Genomic DNA, 24,460 nt, shown 5'->3' with positions numbered 1-24,460 from the left:
CCCAAAAAAATGGCTCTCCCTAAGTGTTTGATTTGCCGGATTCAATTGCCGACAGGCGGCTCTTGAGCTGTTCATGCAGCAGTTCGTCGCGGATTTTCGGCAACATCTTCCTCAGCATGTGTGCCTTCGCGGCGGCCGGTGCCCTGTCCAGTTCCACCAGGAAGCGGACGATCTCCTCGCGCGTCGCAAAGCCCATGTAGGCGTCTTCGGCTTCATGGGCGAGGCAGGCTGGAGAGGCGGGATCGTCGTCAGGCATCTTCAGCCTGGGAGCGGATGCCACCAGCGGCCCGCGAGCACGACGCCCGACGACAGGAGGCGCTTGTCGCCGATCAGCTTCTCGCCGATCGAATCGGCATAGTCGAACGTCCCGCTTGCCTGGTCGATCACCGTGGCCTCGCCGACGCTGCCGACCTTGAGCGTGCCGAGATCGGGCCGCTTGATGGCCGCCGCGGCATTCGTGGTCGCAAGCTTGATTACCGTGGCGAGGTCGAGCCCGAGGCAGAGGAACTTCGACATGGTGGTGAGGAGATCGAAGGCCGGGCCCTCGATCGAGATCGCATGCACATCGGAGGAGATCACGTCGGGCAGGAAGCCCGCGGCCAGCATCTTGCGCGTCGTGCCGAAGCCGAAGGATCCGCCGCCATGGCCGATGTCGAAGATCACGCCCCGTGCCCGCGCCGCCAGGATCTCGTCGCGCACCCTGCCATCGGCCTGGACCGGCGCATTGGGGAACGGCCGGAAGCAATGGGTGAGGATGTCGCCCGGCCGCAGGCGGCTCACCACCTCGTGCCGCGACGGCGGCGGCGAGTCGAGATGCGCCATCATCGGCAGGCCCGTCTCCTCCGCGACGTCCAGCGCGATGTCGAGCGGCATGATGCCGGAATCGCCGCTCGCTGACTTGCCGACGCGGACCTTCACACCCAGGACCAGGTCCTTGTGCTCACGCGCCACTCGCACCGCCTCACGCGCATCGAGCAGCCGCATGTCGGCACTCTCGCCCACCATCACCGACTTCGAGAAGGCGAAGATGCCCGGGAAGGAGACGTTGAGGTACGGCAGGATGCGGACCGGCGAGGTCTCGATCACGTGTTTGCGGAAGCCGTGGAAGTTGCCCGGTCCGGCGCTGCCGGCATCGATGAAGGTCGTGACGCCTCCGGAGCGCGCGAGCAGTTCCGCTTCGACGCCGAGCGAAGTGCCGCCCCAATAGACGTGCGTGTGCAGATCGATGAGGCCCGGTGAGACGATCTTGCCGGAGACATCGCGCGTATTGTTGCCCGACAGGCCATCGCCAATGGCGGCGACCTTGCCGCTGGCGAAGGCGATATCGGTCACGCGGTCGAGGCCCTGCGAGGGGTCGATCACGCGGCCGCCCTTGAGAACCAGATCGTTCATGCTTGCTTCTTCCCTTTCACGCACATCACTTACCCATTCTACTCCACTCGCGCCCCAGCGCCCCAGCGCGAGGAAGGCCGAGGTCTTCGAGGCCCAGCCAGTCCGCCATCAGGCGAAGCTCCTCTAGCATCGGCGCGGCGACGTCGGACGCCTCGATACCGGGTTCGAGATGCGCAGCCGGCACCAGCAGCCTGGAATTGGCGCGGTCAGACTTCAGGTCGATCCGGCCGACGAGCCGGTCCCCCAGGAGGAACGGCAGGACGTAGTAGCCATGCTTGCGCTTGGCGACCGGGGTATAGATCTCGATGCGATAGAAGAAGTCGAAGATACGCTCCGTGCGGTCCCGCTCCCAGATCAACGGGTCGAAGGGGGCGAGCAGGGCGCGCGCCTCGATCTGCCGCGGCTGGCGGGCGGCCGGGTCGAGATAGGCCGGCTGTTTCCACCCTTCGACGTCGACCGGGATCAGGTCGCCCGCCTCGACCAGTTCGGCGAGCCGCGCCTTGGTGTCGGCGACGGGCAGGCGATAGTAGTCGCGCAGGTCGAACTCGGTCGCGACGCCCAGCGCGCGGGCGGAAAGGCGCAGCAGTTCACGCTGTGCCTCCTCGGGCGAGGGCGTTGGCAGCGCCTGGATGTCCGCCGGCAATACGCGCTCGGTGAGATCGTAGATCCGCTCGAACGCACCGCGTCGCGTCGCTGTCGTGACGATGCCGGCGAAGAACAGCCATTCGAGCGCCCGCTTGCCGTCGTTCCAGCCCCACCACGGCCCGCGCCTGGGGCCGCCGTCCGACAGGTCGGAGGCCGCAATGGGCCCGCGATCCTCGACCTCCCTCCGAACCTCTTCGATATAGGTCGCCTTCTCGCGGCCGAACTCCTGCAGTGAGCCCTTGCTGATGCCGGCGGCCGCGCGCGCCATGCGCCAGCGCAGCAGGGGCTGCGACGCGAGCGGCAGCAGCGAGGCTTCGTGCGCCCAGAACTCGAAGAGACCGCGGCGGCTCTTGCCGCCCCAGGCCAGCCTGTCGAGATGCAAGCTGTCGTAGTTGCCGAGGCGCGAGAACAGCGGCAGGTAGTGCGCGCGGACGAGCACGTTGACCGAATCGATCTGCAGCAGGCCCAACCGGTCGATGGCGCGTTTTACATGGCCCAGGTTGGAGGCGCCGTCGGGGCGCTGAATGCCGAAGCCCTGGGCCGCCAGCGCAACGCGCCGGGCGGCAGCGGCGCCGATCTTGTCAACCTTGCGAGTCACGGTGCCACCCTAATCCAGGCGCGGCCGCAACGGCCACTGAATAAGGGCGTTTCCCTCCCAGCCATTCGATGGAGGGAGGAATCATGGAGACGAATCGCGGCCGCCTGATCGATCATCTGCATCTAAAGGTCAAGGATCTCGAGGCGTCCAGGCGCTTCTACAAGGCGGCGATGGAAGCGCTCGGCATCCCGCTCGTCGACGGCAAGGACCACTTCTTCGCCGACGAGCTATGGGTGGATGTCGGCACCGCTGTCGCGCATGTGCATTTCGCCCTCCAGGCCAGGGATCGCGCCACGGTCGATCGATTCCACTCCGCAGTGCTGGCGGCGGGCGGCCGGGACAACGGAGCGCCGGGGCCGCGGGACTACCATCCCGGCTACTATGCGGCCTTTGCTTTGGATCCGGACGGCAACAATGTCGAAGCGGTCTATCACGGTCCCCACGTGAGGTCCGCCGACAGCGTGCACATCACCTGGTGAGCGGGCCGAGTCAGTTCGGCTTGACCATGGCTTTCAGTGCCTGCTCATCGATGAACTTGGCGAGCAATTCGGCGCCCAGCGCCGACCAGTGGGCGCCGGTCGGAGCGAACAGATCGGCCTTGTTGCCTTTGTAGTCCCTCACGACGTCGTTGGAATCGATCACAGGCACACCCATCTCGCGCGCAACGGCGGCGCCCTCGCGCGAATAGCGCAGGAGCAATCGGTTCTGGCCGATTTCGTGCAGGCCACCCATGATGACGTACAGCGGCTTGGCATTGTTCTGCCGGATCAGCTCGATGAATTCGCGAAGCGTGCGGTTGAAGTTCTCCCGGATTTCCGGGACGATCGGGTACTCCGGGACCGGCGAGGGATTTGGAGTGGGCGCAAAAAGGTTCAGATACTCGATGTAGCGCACGATCAATGAATTGCGCTTCAACCAGCGCGACTGGTCGAGGTTCGTCGCGAACAGGCCGTGTTTGCCCTGGGCGACCGCCTCCTTGAGGCTGATACCCTCTTGCTGGAGGTGGCCCGCATTGGCCTCCTCGTTCAGGCCGGAATAGATGATGACCACGTCGGGCTTGAGCTTCGGAAGGTCGCGCTTCGCCCGGGCCACTTCCTGCCCGATCGACCAGACGATGGCGCCGGCATTGAGGACCTGGGACTTCGGTCCGGCGTATTTGCGCAGTTCCTCCTGCAGTTGGATCGGCCAGGCCTGGTCGGTTTCGAGATTGTAGCAGAAGGTGGTCGAGCCCCCGTAGGCGATGACGCGGATCGAGCCCGGCGGTTTGGGCTCGAAGACGTCCTCCTTGTTGCGGAAGCCGTAATTGTTGGTCTGCGAGTTCGAATTGTAGCCGTTGCGGGAATGGATCGCGCCGAGTTCGGGGTCGTAGGTCCACAGGCCGTAGCTCTTGCCGGGAACGCCGTACTTGAAGTGCATGACCGCATAGCCCACGCCCTCGATCGCCAGGATGGCGGCGACGGGGAAACCCACCAGGAGGATCAGGCTGAAGAGAACCTTCTTCCAGATCGGAAGGTTGGCTGCCGTCGTCTTCCCCGGTTGCGTCATGCGTTCTGTCCCGCGCTCCCCAATGCGCGGCGACTATCGGTCAGGTGACGGTTGCGTTCAATGCGAATGGCCCGCTCACGAGGCCTCGAGCCGTTTCAGAGCCTTTTCTACCGCTTCGGCTTGCCGATTGGAGATATGGCCGTTGGCCTTGAATTCGCTCACGACCTTTCGCAGGAACGGACTGCGGTCGGTGTGAAGTTCGGCGCGCTTCATCAGCGCCTCGTGGATGTGGGCCGGCCCGCGGTTGCGCGCCGCCTGGCGTGCACGAAAGACCTTTATGGCAATGGCGACGACAAGGGCCGCGCCCGCGACGATCAGGATCTCAGTCAGCTGCATGATTTGTGGGAGACGTTGCTGCTGGTCGGTCAGCCGACGCCGAGCGCCATTTCGGCCCGCTGTGCCATCGCCAGCAACGGCCGGTCGTGCAGGCGCGGCGCGACGATCTGCAGGCCAACCGGCAACCCGTCACGACCGGTGCCGCAGGGGACCGAGATGCCCGGTACGAGCGCCAGGTTGAACAGTGGCGTGAAGGCGGCGTGGCCGCGCGGGCCCACCTCCCTGTTCTCGATGATCTTCGGATAGACCTGCTCGACCGGCCATGAGACGCAGGCGGTGGTCGGCGTCAGCAGGTAGTCGTACTCGGTGAAGAATTGCGCCACCGCGCGAGCACAGGCGTCGGCGAAGCGGAAGGAGGCGACGACGTCGGTGCCTGGCACGGACCGGCCGCGCTCGATCAGGCCCGAGACATTGTCGCCAAACAGGTTGTGGTCGGCTGCCTGCTGCTTGCCGTAGAGAAGGGCGGAGGCCGAGCTGTTCACCGCTGCGAAAGCGCTTTCGGACGTCTCCTCGGGCCAGGTGACGTCGGCCTCCTCGATGCGCCAGCCGGCGGCGCGCAGCTTCGCAACGGCAGACTCGAAAGCCGCCATGACATCGGGATCGACGGCGACGCCGAGGCCGAGCCGCGGACTCACGGCGATGCGCGGGCTGCTGGGCGGCGGTACGTCGAGCAGCGCCACCGAATGCGGGTCGCGCCGGTCGGGACCGGCCATCACCTCGAAGGCGACCTTCGCGTCGGCAACCGTTCGGCCCATGGGCGCCGTCACCCCGTAGAGCGGACCGTAGGCCCCGCCGAAGCCGAACGGCGAGGGGATAGCGCCGGCCGAGGTCTTGAGGCCGACGACGCCGCAATGCGATGCCGGCCGCCGGCCCGAGCCGCCGCCGTCGGTGCCGAGGGCGATCGGCGAGAAGCCGGCGGCAAGGGCCGACGCCGCACCGCCGGAAGAACCTCCCGGCGTCAGAGCAGGGTTCATCGGATGGCGCGAGGGTCCGTAGACCTTGTTCTCCGTGTGGCCCTTGGCCGCCATCTCCGGCGTGTTGGTCATGCCGAGGAAGATGCCGCCGGCGGCCTTCAGGCGCTCGACGGCGACGGCATCGCGGGGCGGCTTGAAGTCCTTGTAGAGGAGCGAACCGTTGGTGACGGTGCGGCCCTGCACCCATGTCGTGTCCTTGACCGTGTAAGGCACCCCCAGGATGGCGCCGTCGAAGCCCTGCCTGCGTCTAGCATCGACGGCGTCGGCCGAGGCGCGTGCCTCGGCGGGGTCGAAGTCGACGATGGCGGTGAGCTGCCCGTTCCGCGCCTCGACGCGGGCGATCGCCATCTCGGCCACGTCGCGTGCCTTCACCTTGCCTGTGCGCACGGCGGCGGCAATGGCGGCGGCGCCCTGATCCAGCAACTCGGTCATCTGTTTTTCCTCATCTGCCCACTTCCTTAGCATGATAGCGTGCGCCGCCATGACGTTGGAGAGCGACCTATACGCGCCGGTGAAGGCGCTGCTCGAAGGACAGGGCTATGTCGTCAAGGGCGAGGTGCGCGGCTGTGACGTGGTAGCGGTGCGCGGCCAGGAGCCGCCGGTCGTGGTCGAGCTGAAGCGCACATTTGGACTGGGACTCGTCCTGCAGGGCGTCGACCGGCTGGCGCTGACCGATCTCGTCTATCTCGCGGTGGGCCAGTGGCCCAAGCAGATGAAAAACGTGAAGAAGCTTTGCCGGCGGCTTGGGCTGGGCTTCATCGTGGTCGCGAAGGACAGGGCCGACGTGGTGCTCGATCCGGTTCCGTATGTGCCGCGCCAGAACAGGCGAAAGGCGGGCCGCATGCTGGGCGAACATGCGCGCCGGGTGGGCGATCCCAATGTCGGCGGCCAAGCGATGCGGGCGCCGCTGATGACGGCCTATCGCCAGGAGGCCCTGCGCTGCGCCGAGTTGCTGGCGACGAACGGGCCGATGAAAGTGGCGGCGCTGCGCGCGGCGTGCGACGCGCCCAAAGCGGCCCAGATCCTGCAACAGGATGTCTATGGCTGGTTCGAGCGGGTAGAGCGCGGTGTCTATGCGATCACGCCGAAGGGGCGCGAGGGTCTGGAGCGGTTCGACCGCAAGCTGGCCTGAATGCTGATCGCGCACCTCTCCGATCCGCACGTCCGGCCGGACGGAGAGCTCTATCAGGGCGTGGTCGATTCGAATGCGCAATTCGCGGCGGCCATCGCGCACGTGAACGCACTCGATCCCCGGCCCGCCCTCGTGCTGCTGAGCGGCGACCTGGTGGATCACGGCCGGGCCGACGAATACGCCATGCTGGCCCGGCTGCTGGCGGGGCTGCAAATCCCGGTTCTGGCCATCCCGGGCAATCACGATGAGCGCGAGGCCTTCAGGGCGGCTTTCGCCGGCCAATGCTGGCTGCCGGCGAGCGGTCCCATCGATTACGTGGTCGGCGATCGAGGTCCCGTGCGCATCGTGGCCCTCGACGTCACCCTGCCCGGTTTGCACCACGGTGCGGTGAGCGAGGAGGGGGCGGCGTGGCTCGATCGCGTGCTCGCGGCGGAACCGTCGCGACCGACGATCGTGATGATGCACCAGCCGCCATTCGACACTGGCATTCCCTACATGGATCCCTATTCCTGTCGCCAAGGACAGCGGCTTGCCGAAGTGATCGCGCGCCACCGCCAGGTCGAGCGCATCCTGTGCGGCCACGTCCACCGCGTCATGCAGCTGCGGTTCGGCGGCACGATGCTGTGCACCGCGCCGTCGACGACGACGACCATCGCGCTCCGGCTCCAGCCCGATGCCAAGCCGGCCTCGCACATCGAGCCGCCGGCCATGCTGCTGCATCACTGGCGGGAAGGCACGGGACTGGTCACGCATTTCATCCCGATAGGGGTGTTTCCGGGCCCGTACCCATTCGCTTAGCAAAGAGGTGCGGCACAAGCGTGACGCGCCTCCCGGCAGTCGTGGCGGCCCTTCATCGTGAGGCGGAGCGATTGGCTTCAGCACAGATGCATCCGCGGGAACCTTGAGGCATTATCCGGCCCGCATGCGCACCCTCGAGATCGTCCACCGCACTCGTTACGAGTATTCCGAGCCGGTCTCCCTGGGGGACCACCGGCTGATGTTCCGTCCGCGCGACAGCCACGACCTGAGGCTTCTCCGCACGGGATTGGTGATCGAGCCCATCGCGCAGGTGCGATGGATCCACGATCCGTTCGGCAATTCGATCGCCATCGCCTCGTTCGAGGGCACCACGCAGGTGCTCGAACTGGTCAGCACGATCCAGCTCGAGCATTTCGGGGTGCCCCCGGAGTTGCCGCCGATCGAGGAGTTCGCCCGCACCTTGCCCTTCAGTTATGCGGCGGAAGAGGCGCCCGATCTCGCGCGCTACATCGAGCGCGCCTATCCGGACCCCAACGCGATCGTCGGGCCCTGGACCAAGCAGTTCATGGAAGGCGAGGCGGGGAACGATACGTTCGAGCTGCTGAAGCGCCTGTGCACGGGTATTCAGCAGAAGCTGAAATACGCGATGCGGTTCGAGATCGGCACGCAGGTGCCTGCCGTCACGCTCGAGAGCGGTGGCGGCACCTGCCGCGACTATGCGCTCCTGATGATCGAATGCTGCCGCTCGCTCGGCCTCGCGGCGCGGTTCATCACGGGCTACCTCTACGATCCCGCGCTCGACACCGCGCCGGGCGAGGCGACGACGCATGCCTATCCGCATGCCTGGATGGAGGTCTACCTGCCAGGGGCCGGCTGGGTGGAATTCGATCCGACCAACGGGATCGTCGGCAGCGAGCGACTGATCCGCGTGGCGGTCGGCCGGGACCCCGAGCAGGCCATGCCGATCAAGGGCACCTTCACCGGGTCGTCCGAGGTCACCGTCAAGGCCTCGGTCGACGTGCAGGTTCATACACTTGACCCCCGGCCCGTTGCCGACCCGGCGGTTGCGCCTGAACCAGCCTCTTCGCAGGCTCCGACGATCCCGCCAGTGACGCCGCCTGCTCTGCCCCCCGAGCCGGCCGTTCCGGCCGTCCAGGCGCCGCCCGCCCAAGCCCTTTGACAATGCGGAAATACAGCTGTTGAGTGCAAAAAGGGCCATGACGCGTCCTGACGATATTGGGAGGTGGTTTCTGGGCGTCTCGATCAATGGGCTGTTGCGCGGCTTGCTGGGCCTTGGCGGGCTTCTCCTCGTCTGGTTCGCGTGGCCGGTGATGAAGAGTGCGTGGCAGGCGCAGCAGGCCGACGGCGCGGCAACGGCGCTCCGCCTCAACTACAGGCTGTCCCTCGACGCCTTGCTGAACGCCATCGACAAGCTCGACCGTGCCGTCGATCTGGACCCGACGGCTGGCCGCTACTTCCAGCGGTCCGAACTGCTGGCCGGCGCGGCGCTGTCGCCCAATTTCGCGCCCACTGCCCAGCAACGTGCCGAATGGCTGAGGCGCGCCGATCATGACCTCCGGGTGGGCTTGGGGCACGATCCCGCCAAGGGCATACAGTGGCTGCGTCTCGCGTCCGTCCGGCTGGCGCTTGATGGACCCTCGCAGAGCTCAATCGCGCCGCTCCTGATGTCGATCGACACCGCACCCATGCTGCTGCCCCTGTGGCCGGCACGGTTGAGGTTGATTCTCGACAATTGGCAGGCGCTCACGGTTCCGCAGCGCGAGGCTGTCGCCCTCTATGTCGCTCGGACCTGGCAGCTTTCGCCTGATCGCGGGTGGTTCGCCGACGCCATCCGCAGCCCGGTCGACGAGTTGTTCGTCCGCTATTTCATGCGCAACGAAGCGGGCGCCCAGGATGAGCTGACGCGTCTGTTGACGGAGCGCCGGAAAAAGAAGTCATGACGGAATGGACTGAAAAGGGCCACGAGCCGGGTGTGGTCGTGCTTCGCGACTGGCAGTGGTTCGTCCGGCGCGCCATCGACAAGACCGTGGTCTTCATCTTCTTCGCCGTGGTCGTGCTGGCCGCCTTGCCGATGGGGGCAAATCGGGACTGGGCATGGGCTCCGCTCTGCGTGATGCTCGGCATCATCGCGGTTCCGGTTTCGCTGGGGCTCGGCGGCCGCGGCGGGCATGCCGTGGGCGTGCTCGAACGTCTGCCGTTGCTGGTGCTGGTCGGCTGCTGGCTTGCCTTTGCAGCATTCGCACTGTGGCAGACGACGATATGGACGCCGCTCACAGCCGACGCCTGGCTGTTCACCCGTGCCGCCGAGATCCTGGGCACTGCCCATGCGCCCATCCCGGCGATTGCCGCCGACGCCGCTCGCAACTCGCTCCTGAAATGCCTGGCCTGCGCGCTCATCTTCATGATGGCGCGCGCCCTGTGCCGCGACCGCGACAATGCGCGATGGTTGCTCGTTGCGCTCGTGGCCAGCGGGGTCCTGGTCGTGAGCTACGGCATTGCGATGCAGATGTCGACGAACTCCTGCTACCTCGGCGGCTACCTGCGCAAGCAGTTCGAACTCACTCCGGGCGATCGCTGTTTGATGGGCGGCACCTTCGTGAACAGCAATTCGTTCGCCTGCTACATGGGCATGTGCGTCGTCGCGGCCCTCGCGCTGGTCTTCAGCGGTCACCGCAGGAAGGTCAACGTCCCGTACGGCTACGACGAAGGAGACGACGTCCGCCTCGTGGAGTGGTTCACCGGCCCGCGTGTCGTCCTGCTTGCCCTCTCGCTGCTGATGCTGGGGGGCATGCTGATGTCGGCATCCCGCGCGGGCTTCGGTGCGTCGGTGGCTGGAATGCTCTTCCTGGGCCTGCTTCTCATGCGAGGCCGCTGGCGATCGCGCCCGGAACTCGGTCGCATCTTCTTCGTCGGGCTCGCGGTCTTCCTCGTTGTCGGCAGCATTGCCGGTAGTGGGATGCTCTACAAGTTTGCCGCCTCGGCCGACGATTCATCGCGTCTTCGGATCTGGTCGGCCGCCTTCGAGGCGATTGCCATGTCGCCCTGGCTGGGCTGGGGTCTGGGCGGCTTCGGCGACGTCTTCGCGCTTCTGCAGCCCTCCAACAGCCTGCAGCCCAACGACATCGCCCACTCGACACCGCTCGAGACGGTGGTCGAACTCGGCCTGATCGTGGCAATCCCGGCGATGGTCGTGGTGGTATTGCCCTGGGCGATCTGTCTGCGCGGCGCCCTGACGCGCCGCATCGCCTATCGCTACCTGCCGGCAGCGGCATTCGCGGTCGCCAGCGTTCCGATCCTCCATTCGCTCATCGATTTCAGCCTGCAGATGCCGGCCATCGGCTTCGTGACGGCAGCCCTGCTCGGCATGGGATGGGCGCAGGCGTTCGGCCGCAGGGAACATTCCGAGCAACGCTTTACGCCGTAGGAATGATCGCGATATAATCATCGCGGGTGCAAGTATGCCGGAACGGCGGGCCCGGAGCGGGAAGTCCGGGCAAGGAAGCGCAGCGTATGAGCGGGGAGTCGTTCGGCCGGGTCCTGAGGGAATGGCCGGTAGTGGCACATGGGAGACGGCGTGCCGAGAGCCATGACCGTTGAGGCGGGGGAGTCGTCCGCGGAGCAGCGGGCGACCGGTATGCCGCGCATGCGGTCGGCGCCCCAGCGTTTCATCGAAACCTGGGTCGATGCCGTACTCGGCTTCCTGTTCTGCGTTGTGCTGCCGATCCCGATCTATGCGACCGACGAGCCGTTCGTCGGCCCGTTCGACGCTTCCGAACTCACCATCGTCACCACTGCCATCGCCTACGCGATCGTCTGGTACTGCGGCCGTCGACTGGACGCGTTTCCGGGCGCCGGCCTCAACGCGGCGCAGGTCGCTCCGGTGGCGGTGATCACCTACGCCCTGATCGCGGCCGTTCTCCTGCTGTTGCGTCTGGACTATTCGCGCGTCCAGCTGTTCGGCAGCGGGTTCCTCACCATGCTCTGGATGGCGGTGATCGCACAGCTCCGCGGGCGTTACCTCGTGCGCAACTACGCCGTGACGCCTCATTCGGCGATTGCCACGCTGCCGCGGCTTTCGACCTGCCGTTGGCTAGATTTCGACGATGTGCGCCAGCGGCGCCTGAGGGTCGATGCGATCGTGGCCGATCTCAGCGGCGACCTTGGAGAGGGCCAGCTCGCGGCCCTCGCCGATGCGGCCATCGCAGGCGTGCCGGTGCTCGACCGGCGATACGTGGTGGAGAGCATGACCGGCCGCACACCGCTCAGCGGCCTGTCGCCCAACGAGTTTGGAGCGCTGCTGCCGTCGCGCCAGTATCTTGTCGTCCGTCGCGCCCTCGAATGGACTCTGACCGTTCTCTTCCTGCCCTTGCTGCTTCCGATCCTCGCGGTCGTTGCGCTGATCGTCCGGCTCGACAGTCCCGGCCCGGTGTTCTTCCTGCAGACCCGCATCGGCCGGCGCGGTCGTGCCTTCCGGATGATCAAGTTTCGCACGATGTTCGTCGGGGTGCCGGGCCCGAGCTTCACGACCTCGTCCGATCCCCGCATCACGAGAAGTGGCCACTATCTCAGGCGCTGTCGGCTCGACGAGTTGCCGCAGCTCTTCAACATCCTGAAGGGTGACATGAGCTGGGTCGGGCCGCGGCCCGAGGCCGCCTCGTTGGAAGAGGGCTATGTCCGCGACATCGAACACTTCGCGCTGCGCGGCATCGTGCGCCCGGGCGTCACCGGCTGGGCGCAGATCAACCAGGGTTATGCCCACGAAGCCGACGCGATGCGCGCGAAGCTCGAATACGATCTCTACTACCTGAAGCATTGCTCGCTGTGGCTCGACATGGTGATCGTCCTCAGGACCTTCGCGGTAGTGTTCCGCGGCACCGGCGCGCGATAGAGCCCGGCCCGGATCATGTGCGGCATAGCAGGCATCCACGCCTATCTCGACGTTGCGCCCCGGGTCGACCGCGGCGAACTGGTTCGCATGAACGAGCGCATGGTCGCGCGGGGACCCGATGGCAATGGCCTGTGGGTGAGCGCGGATCAACGTACGGGCTTCGGCCATGTCCGGCTCGCCATCATCGACCTGTCCGAAGGCGGCGCGCAGCCCATGCATGCCTGCGATGGACGCCTTACGATCACGTTCAATGGCGAGATCTACAATTATCGCGAACTGCGGGCCGACCTGCAGGCGAGGGGACGCACCTTCCGCAGCGGATCGGATACCGAGGTCCTGTTGCAGCTCTATGCAGAGTACGGCTCCGCCATGGTCAGCCGGCTGCGCGGCATGTTCGCGTTCGGCCTGTGGGACGCCGAAAGGCGGACGCTGCTGCTGGCGCGCGATCCGCTCGGCATCAAGCCGCTCTACTGGGCCGATGACGGCTGGACCTTGCGCTTTGCCTCGCAGGCCAAGGCGCTGCTGGCGGGTGCGGCAGTATCGCGCGACCCCGATCCCGCCGGGATCGTCGGGTTCCATCTCTTCGGCAGCGTGCCCGAACCTTTCACGGTCTGGCGCAGCATCCAGTCGCTGCCGGCCGGGACGATGCTCACCGTCGATGCCACAGGACCCGGTATTCCGCAGCGCTACTACGATGTGGCGGCGGCGCTGGCCGAGCGGGCCGCATCGGCCGTGGCGCCGGTCGACTCCCGCGCACAGGTCGCGGAAGCCGTTCGCGATTCCGTTCGCCACCATCTCGTCGCCGACGTACCGGTCGCGGTGTTCCTCTCCTCCGGCATCGATTCGGGGGCGTTGCTGGGAACGATGGCCGGGCTGGGCGTGCGCGACATCACGGCCTTGACGCTGGGCTTCCGGGAGTTCGAGGGGTTGGCTCACGACGAGGCGCCGCTGGCGGCGGAGGTCGCGGCACGTTACGGCGCGCACCATGTCGTCCGCACCGTCGATCGTGCCGAGTTCGAGCGCGACCTGCCGGCGATGATGGACGCGATGGACCTGCCGACGATCGACGGCATCAACACATGGTTCGTCGCCAAGGCCGCGCGCGAGGCGGGCATCAAGGTGGCGTTGAGTGGGCTCGGCGCCGACGAATGCTTCGGCGGGTACCCGTCCTTCACCGACGTGCCGCGCAGCGTGCATTGGCTGTGGCCGGTCTCCTGGCTGCCAGGCCTGGGGGCATTGGTTCGCTGGGGCCTGTCAGGCGCCATCGCCGCCGGGCTTCGCCTGCATCCCAAGGCGGCGGGGGTGCTGCAGTATGGCGGTACCTGGGCCGGAGCCTATCTGCTGCGGCGCGGCGTCTACATGCCGTGGGAACTCGATGACGTGCTCGATCCGGCGCTGGTCCGGGAAGGGCTGCATCGCCTCGCGCCGTTCAGCCGGATCGCCGCCACCCTCCAGGCCGGCCATCGTCTGGGCGACTTCGACCGCGTGGCGGCACTGGAGACATCGCTCTACATGCGCAACCAGCTTCTGCGGGATGCCGACTGGGCGGGCATGTCGCACGGCGTGGAGATCCGCGTTCCGTTCGTCGACCCATTCTTCCTCGCGGCGCTGCCGCCCGGCCCGGTGCTGGCTCGCATGAATGCCAAGGATGCGATTGCCGAGGTGCCGACGCCGCCGCTGCCGGACAGCATCCGCCGGCGGCGCAAGACCGGCTTCTCGACGCCGCACGGGCGCTGGCTGCAGGATGCAGCAGGCGCACCCCGGCAGCCGGGGATCGACCTCTCCGCAGCCTCGCGGGCCTGGGCGCTCAACGTCTGGCGCGCCGGCTGGACCGGTCCGGCGGCGGCCTGAGCGACGCGATGGGGACCCGCATCCTCGCTCTCGTAAGCGACTGCTACGGCGCGCGCGGTGGCATCGCACGCTACAATCAGGATCTGTTCGACGCACTCGCCGACGGTGATGCGGAGATCCTGGTCCTGCCGCGCCACGGCGACGCCCGTGGGACGGCGCTCCCCGTCGGCGTGCGTCAGAATCCGTCGATCTTCGGCCGGCTCGCCTATTCACTGGCGGCCATCGTCGCCGCCTGGCGCTTCCGGCCGATCGACACCGTGTTCTGCGGTCACGTCTTCATGGCGCCGCTGGGCTTCCTGCTCGCGCGGTTGTTCAGCGCGCGTTACTGGGTGCAGGCGCATGGCACCGACGTCTGGCAGGACCGCCGTGGCCTCGTACGTTGGCTGATCGAAAATGCCGATCTGGTCACGACGGTCAGTCGCGAGACGCGTCGCATCCTGCTCGCCTGGGTCGACCTGCCGCCGGAGCGCGTGCGCGTTCTGCCCGACACGGTGCAAGATGTTTTCACACTGGGGCCGGCGCCTGCAGGGCTGCGCGACCGTCTGAAGCTCGGCGCAGGACCTGTCCTCCTCACGGTCGGCCGGCTCGCCTCGAACGAGCGCTACAAGGGCCACGAGCCGGTCTTCTCCGTCCTCGCCGGATTGCGCGAAAAGTACCCCGATCTCGTCCATGTCGTGGCGGGGGACGGCGATGACCGGCAGCGTCTCGAAGCGGTCGCCGCCGAACTGGCGCCGGGTGCCGTGCGCTTCCTGGGCTTCGTGCCCGATGCGGAACTGCCGGATCTCTACCGGCTGGCCGACCTGTTTGTGATGCCGAGCACGGAGGAGGGGTTCGGCATCGTCTATCTCGAGGCGGCGGCCTGCGGCTTGCGGGTCGTCGGCGGCAAGGGCGGCGGCACGGCCGATGCGATTCCCGACGAGCGTGTCGGCGTGATCGTCGATCCGGCCGACCGTGCGGCGTTGGCCGCCGCGATCGAGCAGCAGCTGGCGCGAGGCAAGGCCGACCCGGCAGCCGTCGAACCTTATCGGCGTTCGCATTTTGTCGCCGCCGCACGCGCACTCTACGCTCGCCTAGCGGCCCAGCCGCGTCGTATGACTTCCAGCCCATGATAGCCAGTGATCGCCCATCGCAGCGGCTCATCCTCGAGGCCGGACGTGCGGACCGCCAGTACTGGATCGACATCTGGCGATACCGGGAGCTCTTCTTCATCCTGGCCTGGCGCGACGTCGCCGTGCGCTACAAGCAGACGGTGATCGGCCTGGCATGGGCCTTCGTCCGGCCGTTCGTGACCATGATCGTTTTCACGGTCGTGTTCGGCAAACTCGCGAGGCTGCCGACTGAAGGCGATGCACCCTATGCGGTGCTGGTTTTCGCCGGCCTGCTGCCCTGGACGCTTGCCTCGTCGATCCTGAGCGACGCGTCGAACAGCGTGATCACGAACTCGCAACTCGTCAGCAAGGTCTATTTCCCGCGAATCATCATTCCCTTCGCGACCGTGATGGTGGCCCTGATCGACTTCGGCGTGAGCCTGCTCATCCTGGTCGGCGTCATGGCGTGGTATGGTGTCGTGCCGGACTGGCACATCCTGCTGCTGCCGGTCTTCGTGGTGCTGGCGGTGCTGGTGGCCATCGGACCGGCCTTGTGGGCGGCGGCGATGATCGTGAAGTACCGTGACTTCCGCTTCATCATCCCGTTCGTCATCCAGGTCGGTCTGTACGTTTCGCCGGTCGGCTTTTCCACCAAGGTCGTGCCGCCGGAATGGCAGCTCCTGTACAGCGTGAACCCGGTCGTGGGCGTGATCGATGGCTTTCGCTGGGCCATCCTGGGCGGCGACAGTCCGCTCTACCTGCCGGGATTCGCCGTCAGCATGCTCGTTGCCGCCGGCATGCTTTGGCTCGGCATCCACACGTTCCGCCGCACCGAGCGCGGCTTCGCCGACCTGATCTGAGCATGTCCGACGTCGTCATCCGCGCCGAGAAGCTCGGCAAGAAGTTCGTCATCGGGCACCAGGTCGAGTATTCGGCCATCCTTGGCGAGGCGCTGGTGCGCAGCGCCCGCGGCATGGCGCGCCGCGCGGTCGACATGCTGCGCGGCCGTGCCGTCGTCGAGGGCGACGAGGTCGAGGAATTCTGGGCGCTGCGCGACGTCGATTTCGAGATCAGGCGCGGCGAGGTGGTCAGCATCATCGGCCACAATGGCGCGGGCAAGACGACCCTGCTCAAGATCCTGTCGCGCATCCTCGAGCCGACGCTGGGCAGGGTCGAACTGAATGGCCGCGTCGCCAGCCTGCTCGAAGTGGGTACCGGCTTCCATCAGGAACTCACGGGTCGAGAGAACATCTTCCTGAACGGCGCCATTCTCGGCATGACGCGCCAGGAGGTGTTGGCGCGGTTCGACGAGATCGTCGATTTTTCCGGCGTCGAGAAGTTCATCGATACGCCGGTCAAGCGCTACTCGGTCGGGATGTATGCACGGTTGGCCTTCTCGGTGGCGGCCCACCTCGAGACCGAGATCCTGTTCGTCGACGAGGTGCTGGCGGTCGGCGATGCGGAATTCCAGAAGCGCTGCCTCGACCGTATGTCGGCGGTCGCGAGTGCAGGACGGACCGTCTTGTTCGTCAGCCACAATCTCGCGGCGGTGGCGGCGCTCACGCGGCGTGGCATCGTGCTGAAGGGCGGCCGGCTCATCTTCGACGGTCCGATCGAAAACGCGATCGCCCACTATTCGGCGTCGCTCAGCAAGGGCAAGGTGGCGCGGGACTGGGGACGTGGCCATCACTCCGCGATCATCTCTGCCGACCTGCTCGATGCGCAAGGGATGCCGACGGATACCTACGAGCCGGGAACACCGTTCAATCTCCGGATCGAGGTCGAGACGGTGAACATGCCCGGCCTGGGGCTCGAGCTACAGCTCCGCGACGCCAACAATCTGCCGGTGGGCTTCTATTCGTCCAGTATCTTCTCGCAGACCCCGCTGCCGAGCCAGGGGCGCCATGTCTGCACGCTGAGCCTCCAGCCGCTTTTCCTGGCGTCGGGCGACTACAGCTTCGACATCTCCACGAACTCGCTCACCATCGTCGTCGATCACGGCGTCGCCAACGCGATCCCGTTCCGGGTCGCCGCCTCGAGCCCGGGCGGCATCGCCTACGATTTCAAGCAGAGCCTGGGCAACGGCGTCCTTGCCATGCAACTCGCGTCGCCATTGCGCATCGAGTCCAAATCGACAGAGGCGGCCTGACCGACGGGCCATGGGACGCACGGTTTGCATCGTCAGTCCTGGTAATCTCGCGTCCAATCCGCGGCTGTTGAAGGAAGCGGACGCGTTGCACGGCGCCGGCTACGAAGTCACCGCGATCGTCTGCAACTACAACGAAGCGCTGCGCGAGGCCGACGACGAGATCGAGGCGACGGCGCCCTGGAAGGTGATCCGGGTGGCGCGCGCACGCGACGAAGGGATCGTGGCACGCGCGGCCGCAGCGCTGGCCCGGCTGCTCTTGTCCCTCGGCCTGGCGGTCCCAGTCGGCGTGGCCGCACGCAGTGCCCGCGCGCCGGTTGCGGCACTCATGCGACGCACCGCCGAAGTGCCGGCCGACCTCTACATCGCCCACTATGTCGCGGCCTTGCCGGCCGTGGCCGCGGCGGCGCGACGCCATCGCGCACTCCTCGGATTCGACGCCGAGGACTTCCATTCCGGCGAAGGCACCGCGACGCCAGGCGACGCGTTTCGGATGAAGATGATTGGGGTCGTGGAGCAGGCCGTCCTGCCGTCGTGCTCGCACATGACCGCCGCCGCTCCCCTGATCGGCAAGGCCTATGCGGCGCGTTACGGGCTGGCCGAGCCGGTCACGGTGCTGAATGTCTTTCCGTTGTCCATGGCGCCGCTCCAGCCGAGATCCGTTCGGTCCGAGAAGGGGACGCCGACGCTGCGGGCCTACTGGTTCTCCCAGACGATCGGCCTCGACCGCGGCCTGCAGGCGTTCATCCAGACGATGGCCCGCGCAAGGACGCGCGTGACTCTCGACATAAGGGGCAGCAACCGCTGGGGCCACGGCGATTCATTGCTGGCGTTGGCCGCCTCGCTCGGCCTGGCCGACAGGGTGAGACTGCTGCCGATGGCTCCACCGGGCGAGATGGTCCGGCTGGCCGCCGACTACGATATCGGCCTGTCGCTGGAGACCGAGGTCAGCGAGAATCGCCGGATCTGTCTCACCAACAAGATTTTCACCTACCTGCTGGCCGGTGTGCCGGTGATCATGAGCGATACGCCGGGCCAGAAGCTGCTGGCGACCGATCTCGGCCAGGCCGCCAGGCTCTGTGCGCTGGCCGATCCGGCAGGCCTGGCCGCCACGCTCGACGCGCTTGCGTCGCCGCCCGTCCTCGCCGAGGCTTCGGCAGCTGCGTGGCGTCTCGGCCGTGAACGCTACAACTGGGAGAGGGAGCAGGACGTGCTGCTGCAATCGGTGGCCGCCGCTTTCGCGCGACGGGAGACTCTACGCTGATGCGCCTCCTGCTGACAGCCGATCCGGAGATCGAGGTTCCGCCGCTTCTCTATGGCGGGATCGAGCGCATCGTGGACGTGCTGGTCCGCCGGCTGCGGGCCGCGGGCCACACGGTCGGGCTGGTGGCGCGACCTGGCTCGGAATGTCCCAACGACGCGTTCTTCCCCTGGCCGGGGGCGAGTTCGCTGTCGAGGCGCGACACCGTGCTGAATACGCTCGCCCTCGCCCGGGCGGTGCGGGCGTTCAGACCGGACGTCGTGCACAGCTTCTCGCGCATTGCCTACCTGCTGCCGCTTCTGCGGGGCCGCATTCCGCTCATCATGTCCTTCCAGCGCGAGCCGACGCACCGCACCGTTGGCCTCGCCGTCCGGCTGGCGGCGCCCGGACGCCTCACCTTCACCGGGTGCAGCGACTACATTGCGCGCCGTGGCCGGCCGGCGGGTGGCGAGTGGCACGGCATTCCCAACTTCGCAGACACAGAGAGTCTGACGCTCGGCCCATCCGTTCCCGACGATGCGCCGCTGGTCTTTCTGAGCCGGGTCGAGGAGATCAAGGGCGCACATTGGGCGATCGAGATCGCGCGGCGCACCGGCCGCCGGCTGATCATCGCCGGCAACCATTCGGAGCGGGACGATCCGGAAGGCCGGTTCTGGCGCGCGAAGATCGCGCCGGAGATCGGCAAGGGTGGCATCGAATATGTCGGGCCGGTCGACGATGTGCAGAAGAACGCCCTGCTGGGGGGCGCCCGGGCCATGGTCGTGCCGATCCAGTGGGACGAGCCCTTCGGCATCGTGTTCGCTGAATCGCTGGCCTGCGGTGCCCCGGTCATTTCGTGCCCGCGCGGCGCGCTGCCGGAGATCGTGCGGCCGGGTGTCGATGGGTTCCTGATCCAGTCGATCGAGGAAGGCCGCGAGGCCGTCGAGCGCGTGGGCGCGCTCGACCGGGCGGAATGCCGCCGTCGCGCCGTCGATCACTTCTCGGCCGATGCCGTGGTGGCGCGCTACATCGACCTCTATGCGAAGGTGCGCGCCCGTCTGGCGCGGTCATGACCCGGCGACTGGCCCTGGTCAGTGGACATTTCCCGCCCAGCAATCTCGTGGGCGCGCAAAGGGCGCGTCTGTGGTCGCGCTATCTGCCGGAGTTCGGCTGGGAGCCGGTCGTCGTCACCGGTGACCCTGCCGAATACGAGGAACGGCCCGATCCGGACCTCGAGCGACTGGTGGCCCCTGGTCTCAGGGTCGTCCATGCCAGGACAATGTCGACGCGCCCGGTGCGGCTGGTGGGCGACATCGGCATTCGCTCCTTCTGGGGCTGTTATCGCGCGCTCGCGAAGATGGCGAAGGTCCGCGAGATCGACTTCGTCATGGTGACGATCCCGTCCAACTTCCTCGCACCGGTCGGTCGGCTCGTTCACCTGCGGCATGGACTGCCGTTCGGGATCGATTATCAGGATCCGTGGGTCAACCGCTGGACGGGCAGCGAGAAGCCCTTCAGCCGTGCCTGGGCTTCGAACAAACTGGCCGAGATCCTCGAACCCTGGTCGGTACGCGATGCGGCACTGATCACCGGCATGGCGCCGGGTTACGTGGCCGGCATGCTGGAGCGCAATCCCAAGGTCGCCACGCAGTCGGAGCTCGCCTACATGCCGATGGGGACCGCGCCGGAGGACTATGCGCTGGTGCGCAATCTCGGACGGGCGCCTTTCCTGTTCGACCCCGCGGACGGGCGCTTCCACATGATCTACGCCGGCGCTCTGCTGCCGGCCGGCTTCGTCGTGCTCGACGCGTTCCTCGCCGGGTTACGCATCCTGCGGGAACGGGCGCCGCAGGTCGCCGGGAGGCTTGCCGTCCATTTCGTCGGTACCGGCAGTTCACCGGACGATCCGCAAGGCCATCGCGTGCTGCCGCGTGCGCGCGCGGCTGGGGTCGAGGAAATGGTGGACGAGCATCCCCATCGCATCGGCTATGTCGATACGCTGAACCATCTCATGCACAGCGGTGCCGTGCTGGTACTGGGATCGACCGAGCCACACTACACGCCATCGAAGGTCTTCCAGGCGATGCTGTCGGAACGCCCGGTCTTCGCCTTGCTCCACCGCGACAGCACGGCGGTCGCGATGATCCGGTCGGCCCATGTCGGGGAGGTTTTGACCCTGACCGAGGATGCAATGCCGTCGCCCGATGTCGTGGCCACTTCGCTCCAGGCCTTCATCGAACGGCCTGCCTATGACGCTGCTTCCGTGGACCGCAGCGTCTTCGACGGGTATTCGGCACGCGAGTCGACGCGCCTGTTCGCCGAGGCGCTGGATCGCGCCTGCGCCCGGGGCGGCCCATGAGGCGGCGCGTCGGCTACCTGGCCAGCCATCCGATCCAGTACTACACGCCGCTGTTCCGCGAGCTTGCACGGCGCTGCGACCTCACCGTGTACTTCGCCCATCGGCAGGACGCGGCGGGGCAGCGACAGGCGGGCTATGGCGTCGGCTTCGACTGGGATGTGGATCTCCTGTCGGGGTATGAGCACCGCTTCCTGGAGAACGTGGCCCGCGTGCCATCGACCCAGTCCTTCGCGGGCTGCAACACACCCGGGATCGCCGAGCTGATTGCGCGGGGCCACTTCGATGCTTTCGTGGTGCCGGGGTGGGCACTGCGATCCTATTGGCAGGCGGTGCGGGCGTGCAGGCGGGCGCGTGTGCCCGTCATGGTGCGGGGCGATTCGCAGCTCGCGGGGCAGCGCGGCGGGGCGGTGGGCCGCGTCAAGGGCGTGGTCTTCCCGCACATGCTGAAGCAGTTCGACGCCTGCCTGTATGTCGGTCGGCGAAACCGTGAATACCTGGAACACTATGGAGTGCCGCCCGGCCGGATGTTCTTTTCGCCCCATTGCGTCGACAACGATTCCTTCAGGCGCATGAGCGACGGGGCCCGGATACCGCGCGCCGCGGACGGGCGGCGGCGTGTGCTGTTCGTTGGCCGGCTGGTGGACAGCAAGCGGCCGCTCGATGTCGTGCACGCAGTCGCGCGGCTCAACGCGGCGGGCCAACCGGCCGAGCTCGTCGTTGCCGGTGCCGGAGAACTCCAGGGCCGGATGGAAGAAGCCGTCCGCGCCGGCGGCGTCGAAGCGCGGTTCCTGGGTTTCGTCAACCAGAGCCGGCTGCCATCGGTCTATGCTTCGGGCGACGTCGTGGTGCTGCCGTCGACCGCGGTCGAGACATGGGGCCTCGTGGTCAACGAGGCCATGGCCTGCGGCGTGCCGGCGGTGGTGTCCGATGCCGTCGGCTGCGGGCCCGACCTGATCGAGCCTGGGGTCACCGGCGCCGTGGCGCCACTCGACGACGTGCCGGCGTTGGCGACGGCAATCTCGTCGGTTCTCGCGCTTGACATCGGCATGACGCGGCGAGCGCTTGCCGAGCGAATGCAAACCTATTCGCCGGCGCGGGCCGCCGACGGCCTGCTCGAAGCCGTCGATGCCCTTGCCCCCGGGAACCGGCTAAGGTGAGAGCGTGAGCGGCATTTCCGTCGTCATTCCGACCTTCAACCGCCTGTGGGCCTTGCCGCAGGCCGTCGACTCGTGTCGGTCCGCCAGCGGAAACGTGGAGATCGTCGTCGTCGACGACGGCAGTACCGACGGAACCTGGGACTGGCTGCAGACGCAGCGGGATGTCGTTGCCATCCGCACCGAGAACTGGGGCAAGGACTGGGCGGTCGAGACGGCGCTCCAGGCGGCGGGCGGCGACTATGTCCGCTTCCTCGATTCCGACGACTGGCTTTGCAACGACGCCAACGAGCGCCAGCTCGCGCTCGCCCGGGAGACCGGCGCCGACCTGGTCGTCGCGGGCTACGAGGACTACGACCAGGAAACCGGAGAGCGGCGAGTCAACGCTTGGGCTGACTGCGACGACTTCATCGCCCAGCAGCTCGGCGAAGGCTGGTCGTCGCACTATTCGGCCTTCCTGTTCCGCCGCGATCTGATCCGCGGCATCCCCCACCGCCAGGACTTTGCCCTGCGCGACGACCGCCTGTTCATCCTCGAGGTGGCACTGCGCCGGCCGTGCCTGGCCGTCTATCGCGAGCCGGCCTTCGTGCACCGCCGCCATGCCGGCGAGCGCTTGCAGCGCACTTCGGGATTCAGGCGCGACCTCGGCTACTGGACCCACATCTCGATCTACCGCAAGACGCTTGGCCTGCTCGAGGCGCGTGGCGAACTCACGCTCCGCCGCAAGCGCGCCGCCATTCGGATGCTGTGGCCCAATGTGCGGGCGTTCGCGCGAGCCTATCCGCAGGAAGCGGCGGAAGTCGTCGACTGGATCTACCGGCTCGATCCCGGTTTCGTGCCGCCGGTGCGCCCGGCCCTGGCCCTTGCCTACAGGATGCTGGGCTTTGCGAACACGGAGCGGCTGCTGCGGCTCAGGAAGTTGCAGCAATGACCCCCGCGGCTGTGGGCAGACCGGTAGCGAGCGGCGAGGGCAGGCGGCTTCGCGTCGTGCACTGCGTCGGCTTCTATTTCCCGGATTCGACCGGCGGCACGGAGGTCTACGTGCGCGACCTGGTGTCGGCGCTGTCGCAGCATTCGATCGACGGTACCATCGTCGCCGCGACCGACGGTACCTATGACCGGTATACGTGGACCGGCGTGGAGGTCGTCCGGTATCCGATCGACGCGCCCGAGATCCAGCGAGTCAGCGACAGGGACGTGCGCAAGCGGCGCACCATGTTCCAGGAGATCGTGGAGGCCACGAAGCCGGACCTGTTCCACCTGCATTCCTGGACGAGCGGCGCCGGCCTGCGTCATCTCCGGCAAGTGGCGCGGATGGACATTCCCTGCGTCGTCACGATGCACGTGCCGTCGGCGATCTGCATGCGCGGCACGATGCTGCTGAACGACAAGCGCCCGTGCGATGGCCGCATCGACGATCGCCGTTGCGCGCAGTGCTGGGCGCTCGACCGTGGCCTGCCGGCGCCGGCAGCCTATCTCGTGTCGCAGTTGCCCCGATGGGATGTCACCGACAGCGTTATCTCGCGCCTGTCCCAACGCGCGGCGACCCTGCTCTCGGCGCGGGCGGCCGCAGCCACGAAAGCGCGGCAGCTGCGCTCGATGGCTACGCTCAGCGAACGCATCGTGGCGCCCAGCGAATGGGTGCGCGCCGCGCTGGCCGAGAATGCGATTGCGCCCGAGAAGGTGGTGGTGTCGGGGCAGTCGGCCAGTGCGGAGTTCTCCGAGCGCAAGCAGCGGCCGCTGCAGGGTGTCGATCGCCGGCAGATCGTGATCGGCTTTCTCGGCCGGCTCGAGCGCTACAAGGGCGCCGATATGCTCGTGCGCGCGCTGGCCGAGCTTCCCACCGACCTGCCGGTCCTTCTGCGGATTGCCGGCGTTGGCCAGGATGCCCGCTTTACTCGTCGCATGGAGGAGGCGGCCCGGAAGGATTCGCGCATCCAGCTGATGGGACTGGTCGAGCACGAAAAGGTGCCGGAGTTCCTGGCGGACATCGACGTGCTTGCGGTGCCGTCGCGCTATATGGAGACCGGGCCGATCGTCGTGCAGGAGGCGCGGGCGCTCGGCATTCCGGTGATGGGGGCCGATCTCGGCGGTATTTCCGAGCGCGTCCATCATGGTGTCGACGGTTGGCTGTTGCCGTTCGACGATCCCGGACCGTGGGCCGAAGCGATCCGGGTCGCCGCCACGGATCGTGCCGAGGTCGCGCGGCTCTCGAGCAACATGCGCCGGACGCGGTCTATCGATGATGTCGCGTCGGACATGGCGAAGCTCTATCGCGAGATCATGGCCGGTCGGCCGCAATCTGCCGGGTCGCAGCCCTAGTGCCTTCACG

23 protein-coding genes are annotated in these 24,460 nt (G+C 67.2%); 17 read left to right on the top strand and 6 right to left on the bottom strand.

Annotated elements, in window-relative coordinates; translation table 11 throughout:
* Window positions 1–19: 19 nt before the first annotated feature.
* Genes Q0Q48_RS11990 through Q0Q48_RS11980 form a run of 3 tightly spaced genes read right to left on the bottom strand, consistent with a single transcriptional unit; the run spans window position 20 to window position 2,635 of the window.
* Window positions 20–256 (bottom strand): hypothetical protein, encoded by a 237-nt coding sequence (locus Q0Q48_RS11990; protein WP_295137801.1) that lies wholly within the window; start codon window positions 254–256, stop codon window positions 20–22.
* Between the two features lie 2 nt (window positions 257–258).
* Window positions 259–1,392, bottom strand: coding sequence for an amidohydrolase/deacetylase family metallohydrolase (locus Q0Q48_RS11985; RefSeq protein WP_295137799.1), 1,134 nt, complete (start codon window positions 1,390–1,392; stop codon window positions 259–261).
* 25 nt (window positions 1,393–1,417) lie between these two features.
* Entirely contained in the window at window positions 1,418–2,635 is a 1,218-nt protein-coding gene (locus tag Q0Q48_RS11980) for a winged helix-turn-helix domain-containing protein (protein ID WP_295137797.1), read from the bottom strand.
* A gap of 83 nt (window positions 2,636–2,718) precedes the next feature.
* Here Q0Q48_RS11980 and Q0Q48_RS11975 point away from each other — a divergent pair, with 83 nt between their 5' ends.
* Window positions 2,719–3,114 carry a VOC family protein gene (locus tag Q0Q48_RS11975; protein WP_295137795.1) on the top strand — a complete coding sequence of 132 codons (396 nt, stop codon included), beginning with the start codon at window positions 2,719–2,721 and terminating at the stop codon, window positions 3,112–3,114.
* A 10-nt stretch (window positions 3,115–3,124) separates the two neighbouring features.
* On the opposite strand, the gene Q0Q48_RS11970 is transcribed toward Q0Q48_RS11975, so the two are convergent.
* From Q0Q48_RS11970 to Q0Q48_RS11960, 3 genes are all read right to left on the bottom strand, one after another.
* Window positions 3,125–4,180, bottom strand: a complete 1,056-nt coding sequence (locus Q0Q48_RS11970) for an SGNH/GDSL hydrolase family protein (RefSeq protein ID WP_295137793.1) — start codon at window positions 4,178–4,180, stop codon at window positions 3,125–3,127.
* A gap of 75 nt (window positions 4,181–4,255) precedes the next feature.
* On the bottom strand, window positions 4,256–4,516 hold the full coding sequence (locus Q0Q48_RS11965; protein WP_295137791.1) for a hypothetical protein: 261 nt from the start codon (window positions 4,514–4,516) through the stop codon (window positions 4,256–4,258).
* A 29-nt stretch (window positions 4,517–4,545) separates the two neighbouring features.
* On the bottom strand, window positions 4,546–5,922 hold the full coding sequence (locus Q0Q48_RS11960) for an amidase (protein ID WP_295137789.1): 1,377 nt from the start codon (window positions 5,920–5,922) through the stop codon (window positions 4,546–4,548).
* A 49-nt stretch (window positions 5,923–5,971) separates the two neighbouring features.
* Here Q0Q48_RS11960 and Q0Q48_RS11955 point away from each other — a divergent pair, with 49 nt between their 5' ends.
* The 16 genes from Q0Q48_RS11955 (at window position 5,972) to Q0Q48_RS11880 (ending at window position 24,450) form a co-directional block, all read left to right on the top strand.
* The gene (locus Q0Q48_RS11955; RefSeq protein WP_295137787.1) at window positions 5,972–6,622 is read left to right on the top strand and encodes a DUF2161 family putative PD-(D/E)XK-type phosphodiesterase; all 651 of its coding nucleotides are present in this window, start codon (window positions 5,972–5,974) and stop codon (window positions 6,620–6,622) included.
* Window positions 6,623–7,420, top strand: coding sequence for a phosphodiesterase (locus Q0Q48_RS11950; RefSeq protein ID WP_295137785.1), 798 nt, complete (start codon window positions 6,623–6,625; stop codon window positions 7,418–7,420).
* Window positions 7,421–7,544: 124 nt separating this feature from the next.
* Window positions 7,545–8,561 (top strand): transglutaminase family protein, encoded by a 1,017-nt coding sequence (locus Q0Q48_RS11945; protein ID WP_295137783.1) that lies wholly within the window; start codon window positions 7,545–7,547, stop codon window positions 8,559–8,561.
* Window positions 8,562–8,598: 37 nt separating this feature from the next.
* Window positions 8,599–9,342: a hypothetical protein gene (locus Q0Q48_RS11940; protein ID WP_295137781.1), complete on the top strand. Its 744-nt coding sequence runs from the start codon at window positions 8,599–8,601 to the stop codon at window positions 9,340–9,342.
* On the top strand, window positions 9,339–10,826 hold the full coding sequence (locus Q0Q48_RS11935; protein WP_295137779.1) for an O-antigen ligase family protein: 1,488 nt from the start codon (window positions 9,339–9,341) through the stop codon (window positions 10,824–10,826). Before Q0Q48_RS11940 ends, Q0Q48_RS11935 begins: the two co-directional genes overlap by 4 nt.
* A gap of 210 nt (window positions 10,827–11,036) precedes the next feature.
* A complete protein-coding gene (locus tag Q0Q48_RS11930; RefSeq protein ID WP_295137777.1) occupies window positions 11,037–12,290 on the top strand; it encodes a sugar transferase in 1,254 nt (417 codons plus the stop codon).
* A gap of 15 nt (window positions 12,291–12,305) precedes the next feature.
* Window positions 12,306–14,141, top strand: a complete 1,836-nt coding sequence (asnB, locus tag Q0Q48_RS11925; RefSeq protein WP_295137775.1) for an asparagine synthase (glutamine-hydrolyzing) — start codon at window positions 12,306–12,308, stop codon at window positions 14,139–14,141.
* 8 nt (window positions 14,142–14,149) lie between these two features.
* Complete coding sequence (locus tag Q0Q48_RS11920; RefSeq protein WP_295137773.1) at window positions 14,150–15,250, top strand: glycosyltransferase family 4 protein; 1,101 nt, start codon at window positions 14,150–14,152, stop codon at window positions 15,248–15,250.
* Window positions 15,247–16,089, top strand: a complete 843-nt coding sequence (locus Q0Q48_RS11915) for an ABC transporter permease (RefSeq protein WP_295137771.1) — start codon at window positions 15,247–15,249, stop codon at window positions 16,087–16,089. The genes Q0Q48_RS11920 and Q0Q48_RS11915 overlap by 4 nt, the downstream gene beginning before the upstream one ends.
* A 2-nt stretch (window positions 16,090–16,091) precedes the next feature.
* Window positions 16,092–17,378, top strand: coding sequence for an ABC transporter ATP-binding protein (locus tag Q0Q48_RS11910; RefSeq protein ID WP_295137769.1), 1,287 nt, complete (start codon window positions 16,092–16,094; stop codon window positions 17,376–17,378).
* Between the two features lie 10 nt (window positions 17,379–17,388).
* Window positions 17,389–18,639, top strand: a complete 1,251-nt coding sequence (locus tag Q0Q48_RS11905) for a glycosyltransferase (protein ID WP_295137767.1) — start codon at window positions 17,389–17,391, stop codon at window positions 18,637–18,639.
* Window positions 18,639–19,688, top strand: a complete 1,050-nt coding sequence (locus Q0Q48_RS11900) for a glycosyltransferase (protein ID WP_295137765.1) — start codon at window positions 18,639–18,641, stop codon at window positions 19,686–19,688. Before Q0Q48_RS11905 ends, Q0Q48_RS11900 begins: the two co-directional genes overlap by 1 nt.
* A complete protein-coding gene (locus Q0Q48_RS11895; RefSeq protein WP_295137763.1) occupies window positions 19,685–20,974 on the top strand; it encodes a glycosyltransferase in 1,290 nt (429 codons plus the stop codon). Before Q0Q48_RS11900 ends, Q0Q48_RS11895 begins: the two co-directional genes overlap by 4 nt.
* Window positions 20,971–22,131, top strand: coding sequence for a glycosyltransferase family 4 protein (locus Q0Q48_RS11890; RefSeq protein ID WP_295137761.1), 1,161 nt, complete (start codon window positions 20,971–20,973; stop codon window positions 22,129–22,131). The genes Q0Q48_RS11895 and Q0Q48_RS11890 overlap by 4 nt, the downstream gene beginning before the upstream one ends.
* A 4-nt stretch (window positions 22,132–22,135) precedes the next feature.
* Window positions 22,136–23,059 carry a glycosyltransferase family 2 protein gene (locus tag Q0Q48_RS11885; RefSeq protein ID WP_295137759.1) on the top strand — a complete coding sequence of 308 codons (924 nt, stop codon included), beginning with the start codon at window positions 22,136–22,138 and terminating at the stop codon, window positions 23,057–23,059.
* Complete coding sequence (locus Q0Q48_RS11880; RefSeq protein WP_295137757.1) at window positions 23,056–24,450, top strand: glycosyltransferase; 1,395 nt, start codon at window positions 23,056–23,058, stop codon at window positions 24,448–24,450. The genes Q0Q48_RS11885 and Q0Q48_RS11880 overlap by 4 nt, the downstream gene beginning before the upstream one ends.
* Window positions 24,451–24,460 lie beyond the last annotated feature (10 nt).

Origin of the sequence: uncultured Reyranella sp. (assembly GCF_945957355.1) — a bacterium.
GTDB lineage: Bacteria > Pseudomonadota > Alphaproteobacteria > Reyranellales > Reyranellaceae > Reyranella.
Note: the sequence above shows the minus strand (reverse complement) of the source record. Positions and strands in the feature narration are given on the sequence as shown.

What these genes read in the sequence shown, in the direction of transcription:
- Q0Q48_RS11905 (WP_295137767.1), top strand. Translation starts at nt 17,389, where the DNA reads ATGGGACGCACGGTTTGCATCGTCAGTCCTGGTAATCTCGCGTCCAAT.
- Q0Q48_RS11880 (WP_295137757.1), top strand. Translation starts at nt 23,056, where the DNA reads ATGACCCCCGCGGCTGTGGGCAGACCGGTAGCGAGCGGCGAGGGCAGG.
- Q0Q48_RS11910 (WP_295137769.1), top strand. Translation starts at nt 16,092, where the DNA reads ATGTCCGACGTCGTCATCCGCGCCGAGAAGCTCGGCAAGAAGTTCGTC.
- Q0Q48_RS11990 (WP_295137801.1), bottom strand. Translation starts at nt 256, where the DNA reads ATGCCTGACGACGATCCCGCCTCTCCAGCCTGCCTCGCCCATGAAGCC.
- Q0Q48_RS11930 (WP_295137777.1), top strand. Translation starts at nt 11,037, where the DNA reads ATGCCGCGCATGCGGTCGGCGCCCCAGCGTTTCATCGAAACCTGGGTC.
- Q0Q48_RS11920 (WP_295137773.1), top strand. Translation starts at nt 14,150, where the DNA reads ATGGGGACCCGCATCCTCGCTCTCGTAAGCGACTGCTACGGCGCGCGC.
- Q0Q48_RS11945 (WP_295137783.1), top strand. Translation starts at nt 7,545, where the DNA reads ATGCGCACCCTCGAGATCGTCCACCGCACTCGTTACGAGTATTCCGAG.
- asnB (WP_295137775.1), top strand. Translation starts at nt 12,306, where the DNA reads ATGTGCGGCATAGCAGGCATCCACGCCTATCTCGACGTTGCGCCCCGG.
- Q0Q48_RS11900 (WP_295137765.1), top strand. Translation starts at nt 18,639, where the DNA reads ATGCGCCTCCTGCTGACAGCCGATCCGGAGATCGAGGTTCCGCCGCTT.
- Q0Q48_RS11895 (WP_295137763.1), top strand. Translation starts at nt 19,685, where the DNA reads ATGACCCGGCGACTGGCCCTGGTCAGTGGACATTTCCCGCCCAGCAAT.
- Q0Q48_RS11890 (WP_295137761.1), top strand. Translation starts at nt 20,971, where the DNA reads ATGAGGCGGCGCGTCGGCTACCTGGCCAGCCATCCGATCCAGTACTAC.
- Q0Q48_RS11915 (WP_295137771.1), top strand. Translation starts at nt 15,247, where the DNA reads ATGATAGCCAGTGATCGCCCATCGCAGCGGCTCATCCTCGAGGCCGGA.
- Q0Q48_RS11935 (WP_295137779.1), top strand. Translation starts at nt 9,339, where the DNA reads ATGACGGAATGGACTGAAAAGGGCCACGAGCCGGGTGTGGTCGTGCTT.
- Q0Q48_RS11970 (WP_295137793.1), bottom strand. Translation starts at nt 4,180, where the DNA reads ATGACGCAACCGGGGAAGACGACGGCAGCCAACCTTCCGATCTGGAAG.
- Q0Q48_RS11955 (WP_295137787.1), top strand. Translation starts at nt 5,972, where the DNA reads ATGACGTTGGAGAGCGACCTATACGCGCCGGTGAAGGCGCTGCTCGAA.
- Q0Q48_RS11940 (WP_295137781.1), top strand. Translation starts at nt 8,599, where the DNA reads ATGACGCGTCCTGACGATATTGGGAGGTGGTTTCTGGGCGTCTCGATC.
- Q0Q48_RS11975 (WP_295137795.1), top strand. Translation starts at nt 2,719, where the DNA reads ATGGAGACGAATCGCGGCCGCCTGATCGATCATCTGCATCTAAAGGTC.
- Q0Q48_RS11960 (WP_295137789.1), bottom strand. Translation starts at nt 5,922, where the DNA reads ATGACCGAGTTGCTGGATCAGGGCGCCGCCGCCATTGCCGCCGCCGTG.
- Q0Q48_RS11965 (WP_295137791.1), bottom strand. Translation starts at nt 4,516, where the DNA reads ATGCAGCTGACTGAGATCCTGATCGTCGCGGGCGCGGCCCTTGTCGTC.
- Q0Q48_RS11985 (WP_295137799.1), bottom strand. Translation starts at nt 1,392, where the DNA reads ATGAACGATCTGGTTCTCAAGGGCGGCCGCGTGATCGACCCCTCGCAG.
- Q0Q48_RS11950 (WP_295137785.1), top strand. Translation starts at nt 6,623, where the DNA reads ATGCTGATCGCGCACCTCTCCGATCCGCACGTCCGGCCGGACGGAGAG.